This window comes from Mesorhizobium sp. M6A.T.Cr.TU.016.01.1.1 (assembly GCF_003952585.1).
Classification (GTDB): domain Bacteria; phylum Pseudomonadota; class Alphaproteobacteria; order Rhizobiales; family Rhizobiaceae; genus Mesorhizobium; species Mesorhizobium mediterraneum.
In genome coordinates this window covers 4,371,715-4,390,173 of record NZ_CP034452.1, presented here as the reverse complement: position 1 = coordinate 4,390,173, position 18,459 = coordinate 4,371,715, and the positions used below count along the sequence as shown (strand labels likewise).

The 18,459-nt window shown below is 63.3% G+C and carries 19 protein-coding genes; 8 read left to right on the top strand and 11 right to left on the bottom strand.

From position 1 onward, the window contains the following. Window positions 1–32 precede the first annotated feature (32 nt). Entirely contained in the window at window positions 33–371 is a 339-nt protein-coding gene (locus tag EJ075_RS21080; RefSeq protein ID WP_065008584.1) for a helix-turn-helix domain-containing protein, read from the bottom strand. Window positions 372–386: 15 nt separating this feature from the next. On the opposite strand from EJ075_RS21080, the gene EJ075_RS21075 reads away from it, so the two are divergent. Continuing rightward, a complete protein-coding gene (locus EJ075_RS21075) occupies window positions 387–821 on the top strand; it encodes an NAD(P)-binding domain-containing protein (RefSeq protein WP_245457975.1) in 435 nt (144 codons plus the stop codon). A gap of 22 nt (window positions 822–843) precedes the next feature. Here EJ075_RS21075 and EJ075_RS21070 read toward each other — a convergent pair whose 3' ends face one another. Next, window positions 844–2,049 (bottom strand): integrase core domain-containing protein, encoded by a 1,206-nt coding sequence (locus EJ075_RS21070; RefSeq protein ID WP_126103784.1) that lies wholly within the window; start codon window positions 2,047–2,049, stop codon window positions 844–846. Window positions 2,050–2,085: 36 nt separating this feature from the next. On the opposite strand from EJ075_RS21070, the gene EJ075_RS21065 reads away from it, so the two are divergent. The 3 genes from EJ075_RS21065 to EJ075_RS21055 all read left to right on the top strand — a co-directional run bounded on the left by EJ075_RS21065 (window position 2,086) and on the right by EJ075_RS21055 (window position 4,030). Continuing rightward, window positions 2,086–2,763, top strand: coding sequence for an NAD(P)-dependent oxidoreductase (locus tag EJ075_RS21065; protein WP_245457974.1), 678 nt, complete (start codon window positions 2,086–2,088; stop codon window positions 2,761–2,763). After that, window positions 2,756–3,169, top strand: a complete 414-nt coding sequence (locus tag EJ075_RS21060) for a GFA family protein (RefSeq protein WP_126105595.1) — start codon at window positions 2,756–2,758, stop codon at window positions 3,167–3,169. Before EJ075_RS21065 ends, EJ075_RS21060 begins: the two co-directional genes overlap by 8 nt. A gap of 207 nt (window positions 3,170–3,376) precedes the next feature. Next, a complete protein-coding gene (locus tag EJ075_RS21055) occupies window positions 3,377–4,030 on the top strand; it encodes a hypothetical protein (RefSeq protein WP_095489208.1) in 654 nt (217 codons plus the stop codon). Between the two features lie 84 nt (window positions 4,031–4,114). Here the strand turns inward: EJ075_RS21055 and EJ075_RS21050 are convergent, their stop codons facing one another. The 5 genes from EJ075_RS21050 to EJ075_RS21030 form a co-directional block, all read right to left on the bottom strand. After that, window positions 4,115–5,902 carry an ABC transporter ATP-binding protein gene (locus EJ075_RS21050; RefSeq protein WP_164547304.1) on the bottom strand — a complete coding sequence of 596 codons (1,788 nt, stop codon included), beginning with the start codon at window positions 5,900–5,902 and terminating at the stop codon, window positions 4,115–4,117. After that, window positions 5,899–6,924 (bottom strand): glycosyltransferase, encoded by a 1,026-nt coding sequence (locus EJ075_RS21045; RefSeq protein ID WP_245458217.1) that lies wholly within the window; start codon window positions 6,922–6,924, stop codon window positions 5,899–5,901. The genes EJ075_RS21050 and EJ075_RS21045 overlap by 4 nt, the downstream gene beginning before the upstream one ends. A 46-nt stretch (window positions 6,925–6,970) precedes the next feature. After that, window positions 6,971–8,074: a glycosyltransferase gene (locus tag EJ075_RS21040; RefSeq protein WP_126105592.1), complete on the bottom strand. Its 1,104-nt coding sequence runs from the start codon at window positions 8,072–8,074 to the stop codon at window positions 6,971–6,973. A 2-nt stretch (window positions 8,075–8,076) separates the two neighbouring features. Further along, entirely contained in the window at window positions 8,077–9,261 is a 1,185-nt protein-coding gene (locus EJ075_RS21035; RefSeq protein ID WP_126105591.1) for an acyltransferase, read from the bottom strand. Window positions 9,262–9,881: 620 nt separating this feature from the next. Further along, window positions 9,882–11,084 (bottom strand): MFS transporter, encoded by a 1,203-nt coding sequence (locus EJ075_RS21030; RefSeq protein WP_095489203.1) that lies wholly within the window; start codon window positions 11,082–11,084, stop codon window positions 9,882–9,884. Between the two features lie 212 nt (window positions 11,085–11,296). Between EJ075_RS21030 and EJ075_RS21025 the strand changes: the two genes are divergently transcribed. Further along, window positions 11,297–11,719 carry a VOC family protein gene (locus EJ075_RS21025; RefSeq protein WP_126105590.1) on the top strand — a complete coding sequence of 141 codons (423 nt, stop codon included), beginning with the start codon at window positions 11,297–11,299 and terminating at the stop codon, window positions 11,717–11,719. Window positions 11,720–11,850: 131 nt separating this feature from the next. On the opposite strand, the gene EJ075_RS21020 is transcribed toward EJ075_RS21025, so the two are convergent. Beyond that, window positions 11,851–12,744, bottom strand: coding sequence for a LysR family transcriptional regulator (locus tag EJ075_RS21020; RefSeq protein WP_126105589.1), 894 nt, complete (start codon window positions 12,742–12,744; stop codon window positions 11,851–11,853). Window positions 12,745–12,841: 97 nt separating this feature from the next. Between EJ075_RS21020 and EJ075_RS21015 the strand changes: the two genes are divergently transcribed. Then, complete coding sequence (locus EJ075_RS21015) at window positions 12,842–13,591, top strand: glucose 1-dehydrogenase (RefSeq protein ID WP_126105588.1); 750 nt, start codon at window positions 12,842–12,844, stop codon at window positions 13,589–13,591. 142 nt (window positions 13,592–13,733) lie between these two features. Beyond that, the gene (locus EJ075_RS21010) at window positions 13,734–14,117 is read left to right on the top strand and encodes an SgcJ/EcaC family oxidoreductase (RefSeq protein WP_126105587.1); all 384 of its coding nucleotides are present in this window, start codon (window positions 13,734–13,736) and stop codon (window positions 14,115–14,117) included. Window positions 14,118–14,222: 105 nt separating this feature from the next. Here the strand turns inward: EJ075_RS21010 and EJ075_RS21005 are convergent, their stop codons facing one another. Next, on the bottom strand, window positions 14,223–14,684 hold the full coding sequence (locus tag EJ075_RS21005; RefSeq protein WP_126105586.1) for an Lrp/AsnC ligand binding domain-containing protein: 462 nt from the start codon (window positions 14,682–14,684) through the stop codon (window positions 14,223–14,225). A gap of 158 nt (window positions 14,685–14,842) precedes the next feature. Between EJ075_RS21005 and EJ075_RS21000 the strand changes: the two genes are divergently transcribed. Beyond that, window positions 14,843–15,850 carry an ornithine cyclodeaminase family protein gene (locus tag EJ075_RS21000; protein ID WP_126105585.1) on the top strand — a complete coding sequence of 336 codons (1,008 nt, stop codon included), beginning with the start codon at window positions 14,843–14,845 and terminating at the stop codon, window positions 15,848–15,850. A 46-nt stretch (window positions 15,851–15,896) separates the two neighbouring features. Here the strand turns inward: EJ075_RS21000 and EJ075_RS20995 are convergent, their stop codons facing one another. Then, complete coding sequence (locus EJ075_RS20995) at window positions 15,897–16,829, bottom strand: dimethylarginine dimethylaminohydrolase family protein (protein WP_095489196.1); 933 nt, start codon at window positions 16,827–16,829, stop codon at window positions 15,897–15,899. A gap of 22 nt (window positions 16,830–16,851) precedes the next feature. After that, a complete protein-coding gene (locus EJ075_RS20990; RefSeq protein WP_164547155.1) occupies window positions 16,852–18,447 on the bottom strand; it encodes an amidohydrolase in 1,596 nt (531 codons plus the stop codon). Window positions 18,448–18,459: the final 12 nt, after the last annotated feature.

The following is an 18,459-nucleotide window of genomic DNA, read 5'->3' as shown; positions in this document are numbered from 1 at the left end:
GATACTAAACCGACGCGACGCCGATGCCCGCGTCAGGCCGCTTTACGCTGGGATTTCCATGTCTCGTGGTGCTTGCCCCACGCCGACATGACAGTCACCGCATCGTTCAGACTAAAGCCGAGCGGCGTGATCGAGTATTCCACGCGCGGCGGCACCTCGTCATAAGCGCGCCGGCTGATGAGCCCGTCGGCTTCCATCTGCCGCAATTGCTGCGTGAGCACCTTCTCGCTGACGCCAGGCAACAACCGGCGCAATTCTGCAAAGCGGTATGGCCGCAGGTGCAGTTCCCATAGCAGCGAGGTTTTCCACTTTCCGCCGATGGCCTGCAACGCGGCAGCAAAACCGCAGCTGTCTGGTTCCTTGCGCCTCATTTGGCAGCTCCTGTCATGATGGCGATAGCTTACCTCAAGGTGCGTACTTCTCAACGCAGCAAGAATTTATATCTTCGGATCGAGCGCGCCAAACATAAAACGGACCCTCGTCGAGAGGGCCATCAGTCTATCGGAGAAGCTATTATGACATCAAATGTCTGCGTGCTCGGCGCGGGCCGAATGGGCTCGTCCATTGCTCGAACGCTGCTCGATCGCGGCTACACAACGTGGGTCTGGAATCGGACCGCGGCAAAGTGCGAGCCATTGGCGGCCCTTGGCGCCAAGGTCGTCCCTTCCGTGGAGGCTGGCATCCAGGCGGCCGAAATCGTGATCATCAATGTTCTCGACTATGCCGCCAGCGATGCTTTGCTGAAGCGGGATGGCATCGCTTCGGCATTGGCCGGCAAAGCCGTTGTGCAACTCACGGCTGTCCAGTTGATAGATGGGTAACACTTTGAACCGGATACATGGGTTACAGTTTTCCCCCTGTGCTGTCGGCCGCAGCGCCAAGCGGTCTGGTTGGCGCGGCGCTGCGGCGGACAAGTTTCATGCGCCTGGTGTCGAGGATGCCGAGCGGATGGGCATGGAAGCTGAGCGCCCATTCACCATCCTCGGTCTCTGCGGCGGCGACCGCTTCGCCGGCCAGCGTCTTGGAAACGTAGATGAAGCCGCCATTCCACCTGATCTCGCCGTTGTGACGCACGCTGCGCACCGCCGCCTCGGCCGGATAGTCGGGCTCGGGCGGTGTCGCGGGCATGGCGCGCGGCGAGGCGCGGTAATGCTGCGCCGGGGTGTCCATGGCCAGCGCCTCATGCGGACGCTCCTCATTGTAGCTGCGCCGGAAGGCCTCGAAGGCCTGGCTCTGGGCCATTCTGTCGGCCTCCGGCGTCTTGGCCAGCGGCAGCATGGTCAGGTGGAAGCGCTCGTGGCGCCCGTTCTGCTGCGGCTTGCCGGGCGCGATCCGCTCCAGCGTGATGCCGAGCTTGATGAAGCGCACCGAAAGCGGCGTCAGCCCGGTGACGCCGGCCGATGCGAAAGGCGGGCCATTGTCGCTTCTGAGCCGATCTGGCAGACCATGCTCCTCAAACAGCCGCTCGAATACCGGCCAGGCCTCATCGTCCGCCGTCGAGCCCGTCGCTTCGAGCGCCAAAAGGTAGCGGCTCGACGCATCCATCACCGTCAACGGTTCGCAGCGCCACCCGTCACGGGTCCGGAACCAGCCCTTGTGATCGCCCGTCCATACCGCGTTCGGCTCCTCGGCTTGCGGCCATGGTCCGTTGCCACAGGCCCGCAGCCGTGCCCGCTTGCGGACGCTGACAAGCCCGTGCCGCGCAAGGATCGCACCAGCCGTCGAGGCCGACGGCCACAGCAGCTCGGGAGCGGTGCGCTTGAGCCGCGCCATGATCTTCTTCGGGCCCCACAGCGGGTGCGTCTCCTTGGCCGCAACGATCCGCTCCACCAGATCCAGGGCCGTCGCTCGGCCATGATTGAGCGGCGCCCGCGGCAGATCATGCAGGCCTTCCGGGCCGAGCGCGCGATAGCGACCAAGCCATTTGTAGCCGGTCTTGCGCGATACGCCGTAGGCCACACAAAGCTCGCTCATCGTCTCCTCACCCGCCAGGCACTCCACAACAAACCGAAGCCGCTCGTCCATGATGCCAGTCTCTTGCCAAACCATCGCCGGTCCTCCCGGCGGACAAGAAAACTGTCACCCATGCAATCGGTCCATTCTGTTACCTATCTATCCGGTTCGGACACCTCCGGCTCGCCGCGTCTGGCACGGGAAGAAGCGCGCTGGGTGGAGGCGCATGATGCCGGCTATCTGGACGGGGCGATCATGGCCACTCCGGATTTCATAGGCAAACCAGAGACCGCGCTGCTTTATTCGGGTTCCCGCGACGTTTACGAGAAGCACAAGCCGCTGCTTTTCGCGCTCGGCGGCGGCACGAGCTATGTCGGCGAGCTGCCTGGCCAGGCCTCTGCGCTCGATACCGCTCTGCTCACCCAGATGTGGGGCGGGCTCTTCGGGGCACTCCAGGGCATGGCCGTCGCCGAGGCCGAAGGTCTCGACCTGGAGACGTTCAGGAGCCATCTTTCCGCATTCAAGCCGGTCGTCGATGCCGCTCTGTTCGACGTGGTGGATAGAACAAATGCGCGCCGTTTTGCCGGCGACGACGCAACCCTCGCCTCATTGGGTGCCCACTACAGCGCCTTCCAGCACCTGCTTGAGGCATGCGAGGAGCGAGGTCTCGACGCGGCTATGCCGCGCGCCATGGATATGATCTTTCGACAGGCGCTTTCGCGCGGGCGCATGGAAGATGATTTCGCATCTCTCGCGCCCCTGTTTCGAAACGGTTCGCCGCGCATGAGCCGGGAGCCAGCGAATGCATAGCGGCAAGACGAGAAGAACCGCGACCTGCTCGTGCCGGGGCGTGGAACTCGTCCTCGTGGGAGAGCCGCGACGCGTCTATGCGTGCAGTTGCCTGGAGTGCCAGCGATGTACCGGAACGGCGTTCTCGTATCGGGCCATCTACGCCGACTCCGCCCTCGTCGACCAGAAAGGCGAGACCAGATCCTGGCGCAGAACCGGCTCGTCGGGACAATGGTTGGAGCAGACATTCTGCACCACGTGCGGGTCGGTCGTTTTCATGCGGGCAGAAGGGCTGAAGGATGCGCTGTCGGTATCGGTCGGCTGTCTGGAGGACCCGGAATTCCCGACCCCGATAAGGCTCCATTGGCCTGAGAGAAAGCATAAATGGCTTTGTTTGGAAGGCTTGCCCGAAGCAGTCGCCTCTTGAGGAGCGGATCACCCAGAGCAGCGCGACACTTGGCTTGCGGCAGGGCGGATAGCTGCCGCGGGCGACTGCGACCCGAAGGCTCCCTTGCAACACTTTGCACTCCTCGACGTTCTCCCTCGGCTTCGCCCGGTGGGCTGCGGAAAACCGGCAGGCCGATCATAGTCGCCTTTGGTCGCGTTGTGGTTGGGCCGGCCGAAGGAGGACGCAATGACGAAAGAGAGCAACAACACGCAGCAAGTTCTGCAGTGCATGACAACCGAGCACTTCGTGCTGCAGACCGCCCGCGCAGCCACGATTCAAGAAGCGAACCAGCGCGCCAATCTGTTCCTCACGTCGGTCTCAAGCGTAACGATCGCTCTGTCATTCGTCGCGCAAGTCACGGAAATGGGTATGCCTTTCGTGCTGTTCAGCCTGATCCTGCTGCCTTGCCTGTTCTTCATCGGTCTGGTCACCTTCGTGCGCGCCGTGCAGGTTGCGATCGAGGATATGGTGCACGCTCGTGGCATGGCGCGGATCCGGCACTATTACGTCGAAATCGCGCCAATCATGCAAAAGTACCTCATCCATTCCACGCATGATGACCGCTCGGCGGTGCTCGTCGACAAGGGCTTCAACCCGTCGCCCCTGCAGTATTTCATGACGACCGCAGGCATGGTGAGTACGATCAGCGGCGCGATCGCAGGCGTCTTTACGGGCATAGTGGCAACATCGGTAATCGGCTCGGGAATGTCGCTCGGGGTTATTTCCGGAATTTTGGCTTTCGTTACAAGCATCCTGCTGCTGCGGCATTACCACGCCCGAGCCTGGGCGGCGGCCGAGCAGAAATTGATGACACTTTTCCCGGGCGTGCCCGGCAAATGACGTCACTCAGCCCTGCTCGCCCCTACGCCGGTTGCAGCTGCCCGCGGCAAGGCGCGACCGCGCCAGGCAGAATCGCAGCCCTCGTCAGTCGAGCGGTTCATGCTGATAGAGCTCATCCATGCTGAGCGATGCCAGCGCAGCAAAGGGCGCCTGCTTTTTCACACGGCCGCCGCTCAGGATCACCACGTCGTCGCAGAACGAGATGGTGCTGTGATGATGGCTGATGACTATGGTCGTGCGGCGGCCGGCCCTCGACTTCAGGGTTTCGACGATTGCCGCTTCCGACAGTCCGTCCACCGCATTGGTGGCTTCGTCCAGGATGAGGATGTCGGGATCGCGCACCAGGGCTCTCGCCAGTGCGATCCGCTGCCGCTGTCCCGCTGAAAGATTGACGCCCCTGTAGCCGACGACCGTCTTGTAGCCTTGCGGCAGATGTTCAATGAATTCGTGCGCCTCGGCCAGCCTTGCAGCGCGCTCGGCATCGCCGGCCGAGGCTGCGTCCTGCCCGTAGATTATGTTGTCGAAAATGGTGCCGTCCACCAGTTCGAGGTCCTGGCTGGCAAGCGCGATATGCCTTCGCCATTGGCTGGGATCGATCTGGTCGAGGGGTGATCCATCGACGAGAATTCTACCGGTATCAGGCTCGACAAAGCGGCACAGGAGATTGACGATTGTCGTCTTGCCCGCGCCTGACCGGCCGATAAGCGCCGTCGAGCGGCCGCTGCGGATTTCGAAAGCCGCCGAATGCAGCACCACGGCACGCCGGTCCTTGCCGGAATAGGTAAAGGTCACGTCATCGAACTTGATTCCCTGGCCCAGGCCGCGAAAGGGTCCGCTGCCTTGTGGAGGCTCGGGCTTGTCGGATGGATCCAGCATCCAGACCACCTCTTCAAGCGATCCGCTCAGGCCCTGCAACTGGCTCCAGGCCATTTGCAAGGCCCGCATATACGGCTGCAGCCTGTAGAGCAGGATGACGAACGCGACGATCAGCGGGAAACTCACGCCCACGAACCAGGCGCCGATCACCACCGCCAGAAAGAGCATCGCGTGGAGGACCTCGGTCAGCGGCGGCAACGCGCCCTGGCGGGTAAGCAGGACGAAAGCAGCGCGGCGAACCCCATCCGATGCCCGATCGAATACCGCCTTCTCGCGGCTCTCCTGTCCGAAAATGCGGATCAGACGCCCGGCATGCACGAGGTGGAGCATCTGCGAGGCGAGATCGCTGTTGCGCGAGGCGACGCTGCGGCTGGGCGCCTTCAAATTGGCTGACAGCACAGCGTGCGCGATCTGAACGAGAACCAGCCCCAGCGTGACCAACAGCGTCATCTGCCAGGAAAGCAGGAGCAGAAAGACCAGCAGGATGATTGCAGCCGAGGCGCTGACGATGGCCGCCAGCATGATCTGGATCGCATCCGATGCCCGCCAGGATTCGTTGGAGATGATGTTGAGCAGCCGTCCGGGACTTTGCTGCAGGAAGAATGGGTAACCCACCCGCAGCAGCTGCTCCGACAGCGCGCTGCGGATCGAATGGCTGGCTTTGCCATAGATAAAGGTCGTCAGCAGCGTGTTTGCGAAGGCGAAGACGTTCTTTAGGACGATCGAGCCGAGGATGGCGGCCGAAATGACGATCAACCGGTCGCGCTCGCTCAAGCTCGATCCGACGTGCTGGAACACGGCAGAAAAGCCGGCCATTCCGGTTTGATCCCCCTGCCCCATGATGATGCCCAGCAAGGGGATGATCAAGCCTATGCCAAAACCTTCAAGAGCCGCGCTGACGAGACCCAGCACCACCACGGCGGGAAGCAGGCGCAACTGCTTCCTTCCAAGCGCGCGGCGCAGCATCGGCAGGCTCGGCGGAACCAGTCGCATTATGGCGTATTCACCCTCGCCTCGGCATTTGCCTGTTGATCCTGTGCCTGTTGATCCTGTGCTTGTTGATCCTGCCGCACTTGCGGCGCCTGCGGCCATCTCGCCAGCAAAAGCACGGCGAACTTGGCCGCGCCGAGCATATTCATGACGACGATCGGCCAGTGCGACAGCTTGAGTTCGCAATCGAACGCAGGACCCTTCACCAATTCCCGGAATGCCGATCTGACTGCCCAGTAGAAATGGCGAAGCAGCCAGGGCGCACGGCGAACATGTTTCAGGCACAGCCCGCCATTGCCCATGCTATAGTCGCGGTGGAGTTTTTCGATGGCTTTGCGATCTCGCCGGCCGTGATGGTGGAAGATCGTCATATCAGGCACATACTCGACCGGGATGCCGAGCAGCACCGCTCGCACGAGGTAATCCGTATCCTCCGCGGAGCGCAGCGGGCCGCCGGCGCCGAACCGCTCGTCGAAAAGCCCGATACGGGCCGCAACATCGCGGTGCATCGTCATGTTGCATCCCAGCACGAAGCCGCCGGGATGAACATCCGATGTAAGCCGCTCGCGGACCGGCGACCGCTTGATCGTGAACGGCAGATCCCTGGCATCGCCGATCTCGACGCGGCCTCCCCGGACGACCCGTTCCCCGGTCGCATAGTGTCGCTGCAAATCGCTGAGATAGTCACCATGGACCTGACAATCATCATCGACGAAGACCAGCACACGGCCCCGTGCGCGCGCCAGACCGGCGTTGCGGGCCGCTGCCAATCCGGGTCGTGGCTCGCAAATAGCCTTCAATGGAATGTCCGACAGTTCGGCGATGCTGGCCAGGCGCTCTGCCGTGCGGTCGGTCGAGCCGTTGTCGACAACCACGAGTTCGGCCGCGAAGGCAGGATGGGCACGGCACGCGGCCTGGATCGACTTGATGCAAGGCTCAAGCACCGCAACGCGGTTGCGTGTGCAGACGATGAAGCTGACCTCGGGCGCTGGTCCATGCTGCGACCCGACCGAATTGGCCGCAGGCATCGTCGCGCGGTTATGCTGCAGAAGCTGGTCGGACTTGACTGTCATTCTAACTCGACCCAAGGGAAGGCAGAACCGCTGCGGCCGGCACGGACTGCAAGTACCGCGACAAGGCGTCGACCTGCCTGGTCGCCGACATCGAGACGAGGCTGAACCGCGGCGCGTAAGCGCCGGCACGCAATGCGTACCGCTCGCGACGCCGAATGAGGTCCCATTTCGCGGTCCGCGTCAGGAACTCGTGCGTCAGCAGCGGTTGCATCTCATCTGATATGAGTTGGTAGAGGAAATAGAACAGGTTCAGCGTGCCGGCCTCATAGCTAGGCCTCGTTTCCGCCGGCAGTCCGGAAATTCTCGCTTCCAGTGCCAGAAGCCATTCGGCGGCACGGCCTACCGTATCCGTCGAGACAACATCGCCGATGTCGCGCAGGTCCCGCGTGTTTTGCGCGAGTTCCTCCCGCTCAAGGGTCTCGGCCACGATCTTCAAATGTGTCCTCCGCATTTCCCCCTTGTGCCTGTTCGTCACGCTTTCGCCGTGGATACGATAGGCAATCAGGTTTTCGGGGATCATTGCGGCCGGGTAACGGTCGGTAAGCCGTCTGAAGAGATCGAAATCTTCGGCGTGCCTGTAGCTCCCGTCGTAATATAGATCGCCGCCCCTTATGACGTTCCTATTATAAACCACTGTAGGATGCATGAATATCGTGAAGAACATCGACAATATCCGAAGGAGATTTTCTTGGAGCGCCGGATCGGGCAAGCCTTTGACGATGCGGTTGCCAAGCAGGAAATCCACGCCCGCGCCACACAGAGCAAGGTCGGGTCGCTGGTTGAAGAGTGCTACCTGACGTGACAAGCGCCAGGGATAGGCAATATCGTCCGCGTCCATCCTGGCGACCAGATCACCCTGAGCCACAGCCAGCCCTTCATTCAGGGTTGCGACGAGGCCGCGGTTTTCTCGTGAGATGATGGAGATGCGATCGTCGGTCTGGCGGCACTTCTGCAGGATCTGCAGGGAGTTGTCCGTCGATCCATCATCGATCGCGATGATCTCCAGGCGATCGTAATCCTGCCGCAGGATGCTGCCGAGCGCGGCAGCCAGATAAGGTCCGGCATTGTAGATCGGCAGCAGAACGGACACCAAAGGAGCAGCCATGGTCAGCTCCGATCTGTTCGCGGGAGGTCGCGTGCCAAGGATGATGTGCGGCCACTGAGACGGGCTCCTGCTGTCCTCCCGAGCCACCCGCCACCGTTCGTTTTGACGCCTGTCGGGATGACAGCGCCGGCTCTTGGCGCAACATAGGAAAAATGGCGTTTGAGGCTGTTGAGCGGCTTTTCGAAAAACAGCCATGAGACTGAAGCCACGATGAGCGTCGCCGTTCCCGCAACCAGGAACCGCCCCGGCCCTTGCTCCGAAACATTGAGCGGGATCCAGGGCTGGGACATGACGGCCAGCGACAGGACGATCGGATGGTATAGGTAAACGCCATAGCTGACGCGGCCAAGGGCCAGCAGTGGCGGCAGTTCGAGAAGCCTGCCCCGGTAACCGCCGATGCCGGACGAGCAGCTCGCCACGACCACGACAAGCGGCGCGAGAGGCAGGACTTCCAGCAGCAGCCAGCGGCCCCATTCCTGCACGGGATTTGCCGGCGCCGGCGCAAGCCACTGCAGGACGAAAAACGCGGCCGCGAGGGCCGGCCAGCCACGTCGCAGCCACTGCGGCAAGCCGGCGGCTCTGGTTCGGTAAACTGCAAGCAGCGCACCTGTCGCCAGCGCGTCCATCGATGCCGGCGGAAGCAGGTCGCGCGCGAGGTCGGGACTTCCAGCGATCGGCCAGTAAAAGCGATACGACAGCGACAGCAGGATGACGCCGATACAGATCGATTGAAGACGCCGGCGCGGCGCCAGCAACACGATCAATGGCCAGACGATATAGAACTGCTCCTCGATGCTCAGGCTCCAAAGATGGGCAAGGACCCAAGGCGTCCATTCGTTGCGCAGCGCGAACCAGAAATTCGACAGATAAAGCGCATGCCAGACCAGCGATCCCCTCGACTGCTCCAGATCGACCAGCCAAACGAAACCCAGCACGGCAAAGTAGGGAGGGAATATGCGCAGCGCTCGCCTGATGTAGAAGGATTTGAGTGCTGGCGCCGTTTCGAATTCAGCGGCCGAGCGCGCGTCCAGAAGAAGGCGCGTGATCAGAAACCCGCTCAGCACGAAGAACAATCGCACGCCGATGTGGCCCCAGAAGGAAGACCCTCCCGCCGCAAAGAAATGCGAATACATCACCATCGTCACCGCGATGGCCCTCAGCGCGTCCAATTGCGTGTCACGTCTCATCGGCCGCGCCCGCCAGTTGGATGTCCCCGCCGAAATTGCCGCCGCCGCAGGCGTTCGCCGCGGGCCACTTTGCGGATGACGGCGCAACATGGCTGATCGTTTTTGCTCGAAGCGCAGCGTCTTGCGCGGGCTCCGGAGGTTCGGGCGGGGCTACCAAATAGCTCTGCGCCATCCCCGCCAGTGGGCCTACCAAATTGCAGATTGCGTCAACACCACGCTTCACCGGGCCTCCAGCGAGAATTGCCAAGGATAGTCTCTTCACGCAATCGAATGCCCCGGGGCGACGATAGGAAAAAAATGCTGCGCCGCAACACAAAATGTTAACGCTGTTGAAATAGTCGCGTGAGGCGCGGTCTGCGAAATGCGCGAAAACCGCCGGAATTGCCCTACTTTGGCAGTTTTGCGTCCGAATCCCGGACTTATCCACACCTCATATTGGCGCGAGCGCGCTGCGCTGCAGCATGACCGATCGCTAATCAAGAAAGAAATCGGGCCCACAGACCTGACCTAAACAGAGCACAAAGCTCCTGTCGTTGCCGATGGGGTCTCGTAGTTGGGGGTCAAAAGCTGGCATAGTTTATGTCCACTTTTGACCCCCTGCGCCCACTCTCGGCCAATCCTTACGCCGGTTGCAACTCCCTGCGCGGCAGCCGCGGGAAGGCGATCGCCACCGCCACCGCGCCGAGCCCGACAAGGGCCGAGCCGATGAACAGCCAGGAATAGCTGGCATAGGCATCGAACACCATGCCGCCGGCGAGCGGGCCGAAGGCCATGCCGATGCTGGACAGCATGGTGACGGCACCAAACACCGTGCCGAGGATGCGCTGGCCGAAATATTCGCGCGCCAGCACCGCATAGAGCGGCATCACGCCGCCATAGGTGGCGCCGAAGATGATGGCGAGCGTGTAGAATTGACCAAGCTCGCTGACGGCGAGATAGGCTGCGATGACCACGGACTGTATCGCCAGACCGGTAATCAGCACCGGCTTGACCCCCAGCCGGTCGGCAAGCACGCCGTATAGAAGCCTGCCGCCTAAGCCGGCCAGGCCCTCGATGCTGTAGATGCTGACCGCCGCCATCGGCGCTATGCCGCACAGCATCGCATAGCTCACCATGTGGAAGATTGGCCCGGAATGCGCCGCGCAGCAGGCAAAGAAGGTCAGTGCCAGAACGATGAATTGCGGCGAGCGGAACGCTTGTGGAACTGACATGCCGGTATCGTTGGCGGCAATATCGGCGGCTGCGCCGTCGGCGGCAGGCTTGGGCGGCTGGCGCACCAGCAATGCGGCCGGCACCAGCAGCGCCCATGCCGCGACGCCGATGACGAACATGGCGGTGCGCCAGTCATAGGCCGTGATCAGCCATTGCGCGAAGGGCGAGATCGTCATCGGCGCCACGCCCATGCCCGCCGAGACCAGGGAAACGGCCAAGCTGCGATTGGTGTCGAACCAAGCGGCGGTCAGCGCGATCATCGGCGCGAAGAAGGCGCTTGCCGCCAGGCCGACGAGCACGCCATAGGTGATCTGGAAGACAAGCAGCGAGCCGGTGCGGCTGGCCAGCACCAGCGCCAGCCCGAGCAGCAACGCACCTGTCATCACCACGATGCGGGCGCCGTAGCGATCGTAAATGGCGCCCCAGGCGAAGCCGCCGAGGCCCATTACCAGGAAGTTCAGCGTCATAGCGCTCGATATGCCGGCGCGCGACCAATCTGTGTCGAGCGCCATCGGTTCGAGGAAAATCGCCAGCGAGAACATCGCCCCGAGGGCGACACAGGTCATCACAGCACCTGCCGCGACGATGACCCAACGATAGGAAAGGCTCATGTTTTTCTCCCGAGATCGTTTGGACACGGCGCGACTTCTTTCGAGCTTCGTCACACCGCTTGCGTCCGAAGGACGATGGCGACATTTCGAATCCTACAATCCGGTTGCGTTTTTTATCCAGTCGGGAAATCGCCCCACTCAATTGCTCCATTGCATTGACCGTGCACTGTCCTGAGCTAGATTTCCAACCTGGCGATCAGGAGCTAACAGGCATGGAACTTCATCGCGGCCGTCTCATCGACCACGTCCAGCTGGTGGTCAGGGATCTCAAGGCCAGCCGCCGCTTCTACGAGGCGGTTTTCAAGGTGCTCGACGTTCCCATCGGCGGCAGCGCCGAGGATTATTTCTGGGCCGACGAGCTGTTCGTCTCCAGCATCGACAGCCGGGCGGCCAACGGGCAACTGACCGGGCGCCACCACCTTGCCTTCCAGGCAAAGGACCGCGCGATGGTCGACGCCTTCTACAAGGCCGGCCTCGATGGCGGCGGCACGGACAATGGCGCACCGGGCGAGCGGCAGCACTACCATCCCGGCTACTATGCCGCCTTCCTGCTCGATCCCGACGGCAACAACATCGAGGCCGTCTTTCACGGGCCGGCGAACCGCAGCGCCGCTTCGGTGAAGATTACGTTTTAGCTCGATGGACAGGGATTCTCGTTACGTCGCGCCGCGCCAGGGCTTGATATTAAACTTCAACGCAGCGACGCTCAAAGGCTACCGCATGGCCATCGAGGAAGCGCCGCTGTCTTTGCCACGGAGCGCCTGCCCTATCGCGTCAGCGCCGCCATCTGGCTCGCCAGGAAGTCGACGAACAGCCGGGCGCGGACCGGTAGCTGCCGCCCATACGCATGGACGATGTGCACCGGCATGGTCGGCATCGCCACCTCGGGCAGGATGCGGACCAGACGGCCGGTGTCGAGATCGTCCTGCACGGCAAACTGCATCAGATGCGCGATGCCGGCTCCGGCAAGCGCCGCTTGCCGGATGGCGCCGCCGTCATCGGTGTCGAGTCGCCCGTTCGGCACGATCACCGTGCCGTCGGCCAAGGTGACGGGATAGGGCCGGCCGGCCATCTGGTAGCGGACGAAGTCGTGGTTCTGCAAATCCTCGATCGAGGCCGGCCGGCCGCGCCGTTCGACATAGGCGGGCGACGCCACCAGCACGATCGGCAGATTGGCGATCTTGCGAGCGATGAGCCCGGTGTCCGACAGCGCCCCCATGCGCACCGCGACGTCATAGCCTTCGCGGATCAGGTCGGCGTGGCGGTCGGTGACGCTGAGCTCGAGCTTCACCTCGCCGTGCTGAGCCAGGAACGCTTGCGCCCATGCGGCGATCAGGCCGCGCCCGAGTTCGACGGATGCCGTGACGCGCAGCAGGCCGCGCGCCGTATCGGCAATCTGGACGATGTCCTCGGCATCGTCGAGCGCTCTCAGCAAAGGCGCGACCCGCTCGTAATAGGCGAGGCCTTCGCTGGTCAGTGCCAGGCGGCGCGTCGAGCGCTGGATCAGCCTGACGCCCAGCCGCCGCTCGAGCCGCGCTACGCTCTTCGACACCGCCGACGGGCTGGAGCCGACCAGCCGGCTGGCGGCATGGAACGAACCGGCATCGACCGTGCGCACGAAGGCGACGAGACCGGCGGTCTTTTCGAGGATGGTGGTCATTCAAGAATTCCAGGCACGAAAGAACCGATCGAGGCGATCCTAATACGCTATCCCATCACTATTAAATACCGCTCATCGTCAACGAAGGAGAGATTTGATGAGCAAGCTGAACGGCAAGGTGGCCATCGTCACCGGCGCCTCCAAGGGTATCGGCGCCGGCATCGCCAAGGGTCTTGCGGCGGCCGGTGCCGCCGTGGTCGTCAACTATGCTTCGTCGCGGGAAGGTGCGGACCGCGTCGTTGCCGCGATCAAGGCCGCAGGCGGCCGAGCCATTGCCGTCCACGGTGACGTGTCGCAAGCGGCCGACGTGCGCCGCCTGTTCGAGGCCGCCAAATCGTCGTTCGGCGCGGTGGACATCCTGGTCAACAACGCCGGCGTCTTCGCATTCGAGCCGCTGGAAGCGGTGACCGAGGCCGAATTCCACCGTGAGTTCGACACCAATGTGCTGGGCACCATCCTGACCATCCGGGAAGCGGTGAACCATTTCGGCGCCGGAGGCGGCAGCGTCATCAACATAAGCTCGGTCGCCAGCCTCAACCCGCAGCCGAACTCGCTGGTCTACGCCGCCACCAAGGGCGCGGTGGATTCGATCACGCTGTCGATGTCGCGAGAACTGGGCGCCCGCAACATCCGCGTCAACGCCATCGCGCCCGGCGGCGTCGACACCGAAGGCCTGCAGCGGATCGGCATCGTCGGCAGCGAGTTCGAGAAGCAGGTCATCGCCATGACCCCGCTCGGCCGCTTCGGCCAGCCCGACGACATCGCCCGAATCGCGGTGTTCCTCGCCTCAGACGACGCGTCCTGGCTGACCGGCGAGCGCATCACCGCCTCGGGGGGCTGGCGGTAGGCATCGAGCGCGGACTGCGCCGTTTCACGGACCCAAGCAGCGACATTGATCACCGGCAATCGATGACGGGGGCGATCTGTGCCCTATGTTGCGACGAGGGAGGAGCGCCGTTCGGTACCGATGACGGCGAGGAACCAGGAAGATGACGGACGACGAAAGAGCAATCCGAAAGCTGGTCGAGACGTGGATGGATGCGAGCAAGCGTGGAGACACCGCAACCGTCCTCAGCCTGATGACGGACGACGCGATCTTCATGGTTCCCGGCCGGGAGCCTTTCGACAAGGAGATCTTCGCAGCGGCCGCGCAGGAGATGGCCGGCGTTCACATCGACGGCACGAGCGATATCGTGGAACTACAGCTTCTCGGCGACTGGGCCTTCATCCGCAGCCGCATCGACATGACCGCGACCCCGCCGAATGGCGAGCCGGTCCATCGATCGGGATATGCGCTGATGCTCCTGCGCAAGGAGGCGGATGGTGCATGGCGGCTGGCCCGCGATGCGAACCTGCTGACCGTGCAAGGCTAGAGCCGGTCTCCGGCATCCCGGCCCCGGAGGCGCGCCAGGGGAAGCGATAAGATGGCAAAGATGCGATGCAGGTCGCCCTGAACAGCGTTCTCCTCCTCCACCTGATCACACCGGCAACAGGGCGTTCGGCTTGACATCGGCGATCGAGGCGAAAGTGTGCGTTTCGCGCACGCCGGGCAGTGGCAGGATGACCCGCTGCAGGAAATCCTGGAACACCGCCATATCGGCGATCCGCGCCTTGACCAGATAATCGAAACCGCCAACCACCATATGGCACTCCAGAACCTCCGGAGCTTTCGCCACGGCTTCGGCGAAGCGGTCAAAGACATGCGGCGCCGTGTGGTCAAGCCGGACCTCGATGAACACCAGCGTTCCCCGGCCGACCTTGCGCGGATCGAGCACGGCCCTGACCGCGGTGATGAACCCGTCGCGGAACAGCCGCTTCACCCGCTGGCTGGTTCCGGTCGGCGAGAGCCCGACACGCCCGGCAAGATCAAGCGTCGTCCGGCGCCCGTCCTCCTGCAGCAGCCGGAGCAGGCTGCGGTCTATCTGGTCGAGATCGCTCATCTCACAATCCACGCTATCTCAGGGATTTATATGCTAATTTCACGCAGAGATGTCAAAATCAACGTATTTCATCACATAAAACCCCGCAATAGCCTGCGCTTCCCTCACCCACTCAAAGCGAACGTGGTGAGCCAATTCGACGAACACAGGAGTGCAGGATGACCAAGGAAGCGTTCAGCCCAACCGGCAAGAGTGCGGCGGAAATCAGCAAGGGAGCGACCGAGATCCTGGTGCTGAGCGAAGCCGACGTGATGGCGTGCATCGACCTCAGCCAGCTTCTCGATGTTCTGGAAGACGGCTTCAAGGCGCTGTCACAAGGCAAGGTCGTCAATCCACCCCGACCACAACTCGACATCCCCGGGGCCGGCTACAGCCTCGCCATGCCGGCCTGGATGGAGGGCATGAACCTGACCGTCAAGATCGTCAATGTCTTCGAAGGCAACCTGGCCAAGAACTTGCCCAGCCACCTCGCCACCATCAGCCTGTTCGATCCGCTGTCCGGCCTGCCGGTCTGCATCATGGACGGCACCTTCATAACAGCGGTGCGAACCTCCGGCTCCGCCGTGCTGTCGGTGCGCGCGCTTGCCCGCCGGGACGCCAGGATTGCGACCGTGGTCGGCGCCGGCGTGCAGGCCAACCAGCACCTGCATCTGTTGCCGCTGGTGCGCGACTTTGCCGAAATCCGTGTCGCTTCAAAGAGCTTCGACGAAGCGGCAGCGCTTGCCCGGCTGCATCCGTCGGTGGTGGCGGTCGCCGACATCGAGGCGGCAGTGCGCAGTTCCGACGTGGTGTGCCTGGCGACCCACTCCTACGAGCCGGTGATCGACGCAGGCTGGGTCCAGCCGGGCACGCATGTCTCGTCGGTCGGGGTGGCGCCGCCCGGCGGTGAAATGCCGATCGAGCTCATCGGCAAATCCAGTCTTTTTGTCGAGACCAAGGATGCATTCAAGCCGACCCCGGTCGGCTCTTGCGAGCTTGCCGGCTTCGATCCGGATTTCGGCACCGAGCTTGGCGCCATGCTGATCGACCGCGCGCCGGGCCGCGTTTCGGATCAACAGATCACCACCTACAAGGCGATGGGCATTGCCATGGAAGACATGGTCGCCGCCGACCTCGCCTATCGTTGCGCCAGGCGTCTGCGCAAGGGAAAGCTCATCGTGTTGTAGGCGCGTGCCGCGAGCCAGGCGGGATCGACGTTGCTGACAATGGCGCTCAGGCCGGCTCGCGCTTCAGCGCCTGCGCCATGCAGTGGATGCCGCCGCCGGTCTTCGAGATCTCGCTCATGTCGATGGCCGCCACCTCGAAGCCGCGCGCCTTGAGCTGACCGATCAGCGTCTGGCTGGACGTCGGCGCGATCACCCTGTCCTTGCCCAGCGACATGAAGTTGCAGCCGAGCGCCATCGTATCCTGGAACGGCACGTCGATGATCTCGTGGCCCTTGCCCTTCAGCCAGTCGACGATGCCCGGCTCCGTGCAGGCGAGGCAGACGGCGGTCAGCTTTTCGGCGATCGGCACTACCATCAGGTCGATATGGACATAATATTCGTCGATGAAGGCGATGCGGGTCTCCCAGCCCTCCTTGTCGAACCAGGCCTGGACCTGGCGCGCGCCCTCCTCCTGCGTGCGGGCGCCGCCGCAGCCGATCAGCACCACGCCGTCCTCGATGACGTTGAAGTCGCCGCCCTCGAAGGTGCCCGCGGTGACCATGTCGTAGATCGGAATGCCGAGCTTCTCATAGGTGCGGATCGCGGCGTAGTTCTCGCCGCGCCGCCACCAATTGGCCATCGCGGTGATGATGACGCCATACGGCGTCATGACGCTGGAATCGCGGGAGTAGACCTGCATCGGCAGTTCCGGCGTCGGCTCGTGCCAATGGATGTTGACGCCGAAATGCTCGTAGGCGGCGACCAGGTCCTTGTGCTGCGCCTGCGCGATCTGGACATTGCAGGGCGCCTCGCGCAGATGCTTTCGCGACAGCGAGCTGGTCGAGAGATGGCGCAGGAAATTCGGCGAGCCGAGCAGCACGTCGGTCAGCACATCGGTCTCGTTGGCAAAGCCCCAACCGGTCAGCGGCTTGGTGCCGCCGGCCGGGTTGCGACGCTGCAGCGAAAACGGTTCTGCTACGATGCGGTCATGAACGGTCATGGGGTTCTCCTGGCTTGGGTGATCACGCGGCTTGCGGGTTGCTTGGTATCCACCAGTCCCGTCCGCGCGGGGTGGTGACATATTCCGGCCAGCGGAAATGGATCGGCGGCTCATAGTCGCAGAGCGGCGCCAGCCATTTGCTGCCGCCGATGCCGCCACCGGTGCGGGCGACGAATTCGTCCATCGCCGCATCGCGGGCGGCCTTGTCCTCCAGCAGGCGAAGTGCTGCCAGCGCAATCGTCTTCGACGCGCAGGTGACCATCGGATCGATCGTCGCGGAAATGCCGCCCAGCGCGTTCATCGCCCAGGACGGATAGGCGCGGCCATTCTCGGAACGCAGCGCCGGGCGGGCGACGTAGAACCGCGCCGTCGGCGTGTGCCACGACATGTCGGTGTAATCGTCGGAGGTCGAATTGAGCTGCGACGGCGGCAAGTCGCGGCGCAGGATCGCTTCTGCATCCTGCGGCGCAACCAGCTGCTCCAGCTCAGCGATGAACGGCTCGTCGGTCGCCGTGCCGCCGGCATTGACCTGGATTTCGCGGGCGATCGCCTTGGCCGCCTCGTCCCAGCGCGGTGGCCCGACGGTCGACAGCGCCTCATAGGCGATGCCTGACATTGCGTGATTGGCCAGCCCCGGCCGCGACTTCGACACCCAGTGCCGCTCATGGCGGCAGCCGCTCATCTTAGCGGCGGCTTCCGCATTGCGGTCGAGCACGGCGGTCACCTGCTCAGCCATCGCCAAGGTCGGCACGCGGATCATGTATTGGATCTCGGCCAGCCCCGTCGGCAGATTGTCGGCGGTCGCCTGTCCTGCCGTCAGGATCGCCTCGCTGATCGACCAGCCGCCCTGATGCGGCAGCATGGAATCGCGCAGCGCCTTGGACGCCATGTACATCATCATGAGCGCGTCATTGGCGCCGGGAGCCCTGATCGCCGAATGCGCCTGCGGGATCGGCGCGCCATCGCTTGCGCGAACCCAATTTTGGGGTTCGTCGCACACAAAGCGGTAGATCATCGCATAGGCCGCACCGCAATGCGTGTCCCAGCGCGCGGTGTTGCAGAGCGGCAGCATGTAGAAGGGATGGAAGGAGATCATGCCGGCGAGGCCATCGTAGTAGCCCTTTGCCGCGTGGATCGGCTTCGACCCCCGCACCTTCTCGGCCGGCTCGCCGGTGAAGCGCAGCGTGCCCGGTATACCGTGGCGCTGCATCGCCGCCTTGGTCGCCAAAAGCCCGCCCAGGCTGGCAACGCCGAGCCCGGAATGCGGATCGGTGTGGCCTCCGGCCTGTTCGCCAAGTCCCGGACGCGGACGCTTCACAGTCGCTGCGTCCTGGCAATTGCCGGGCACCGCGTCATACTCGGCATACATCCCGATGGTCGGCCCGGCGCCACTGGTCCAGTGGGCGCAGAAGGCGGTGGGCATGCCGCCGGAGCCTTCCTCGACGGAAAAGCCTTCGTACTTCAACTGCTCGACATACCAGGCGGCCGACTGGTATTCGCGCCAGGCGGTCTCGCCGAAATCGAAGATCGTCCGCGTCCACGCCGACAGCGACGGCTGGACGTCGTCCAGACAGGCAAGCGCGGTCGCTTGGGCTGAGGTGGTCACCGGTTCCTCCATCGGTCAAAGAAA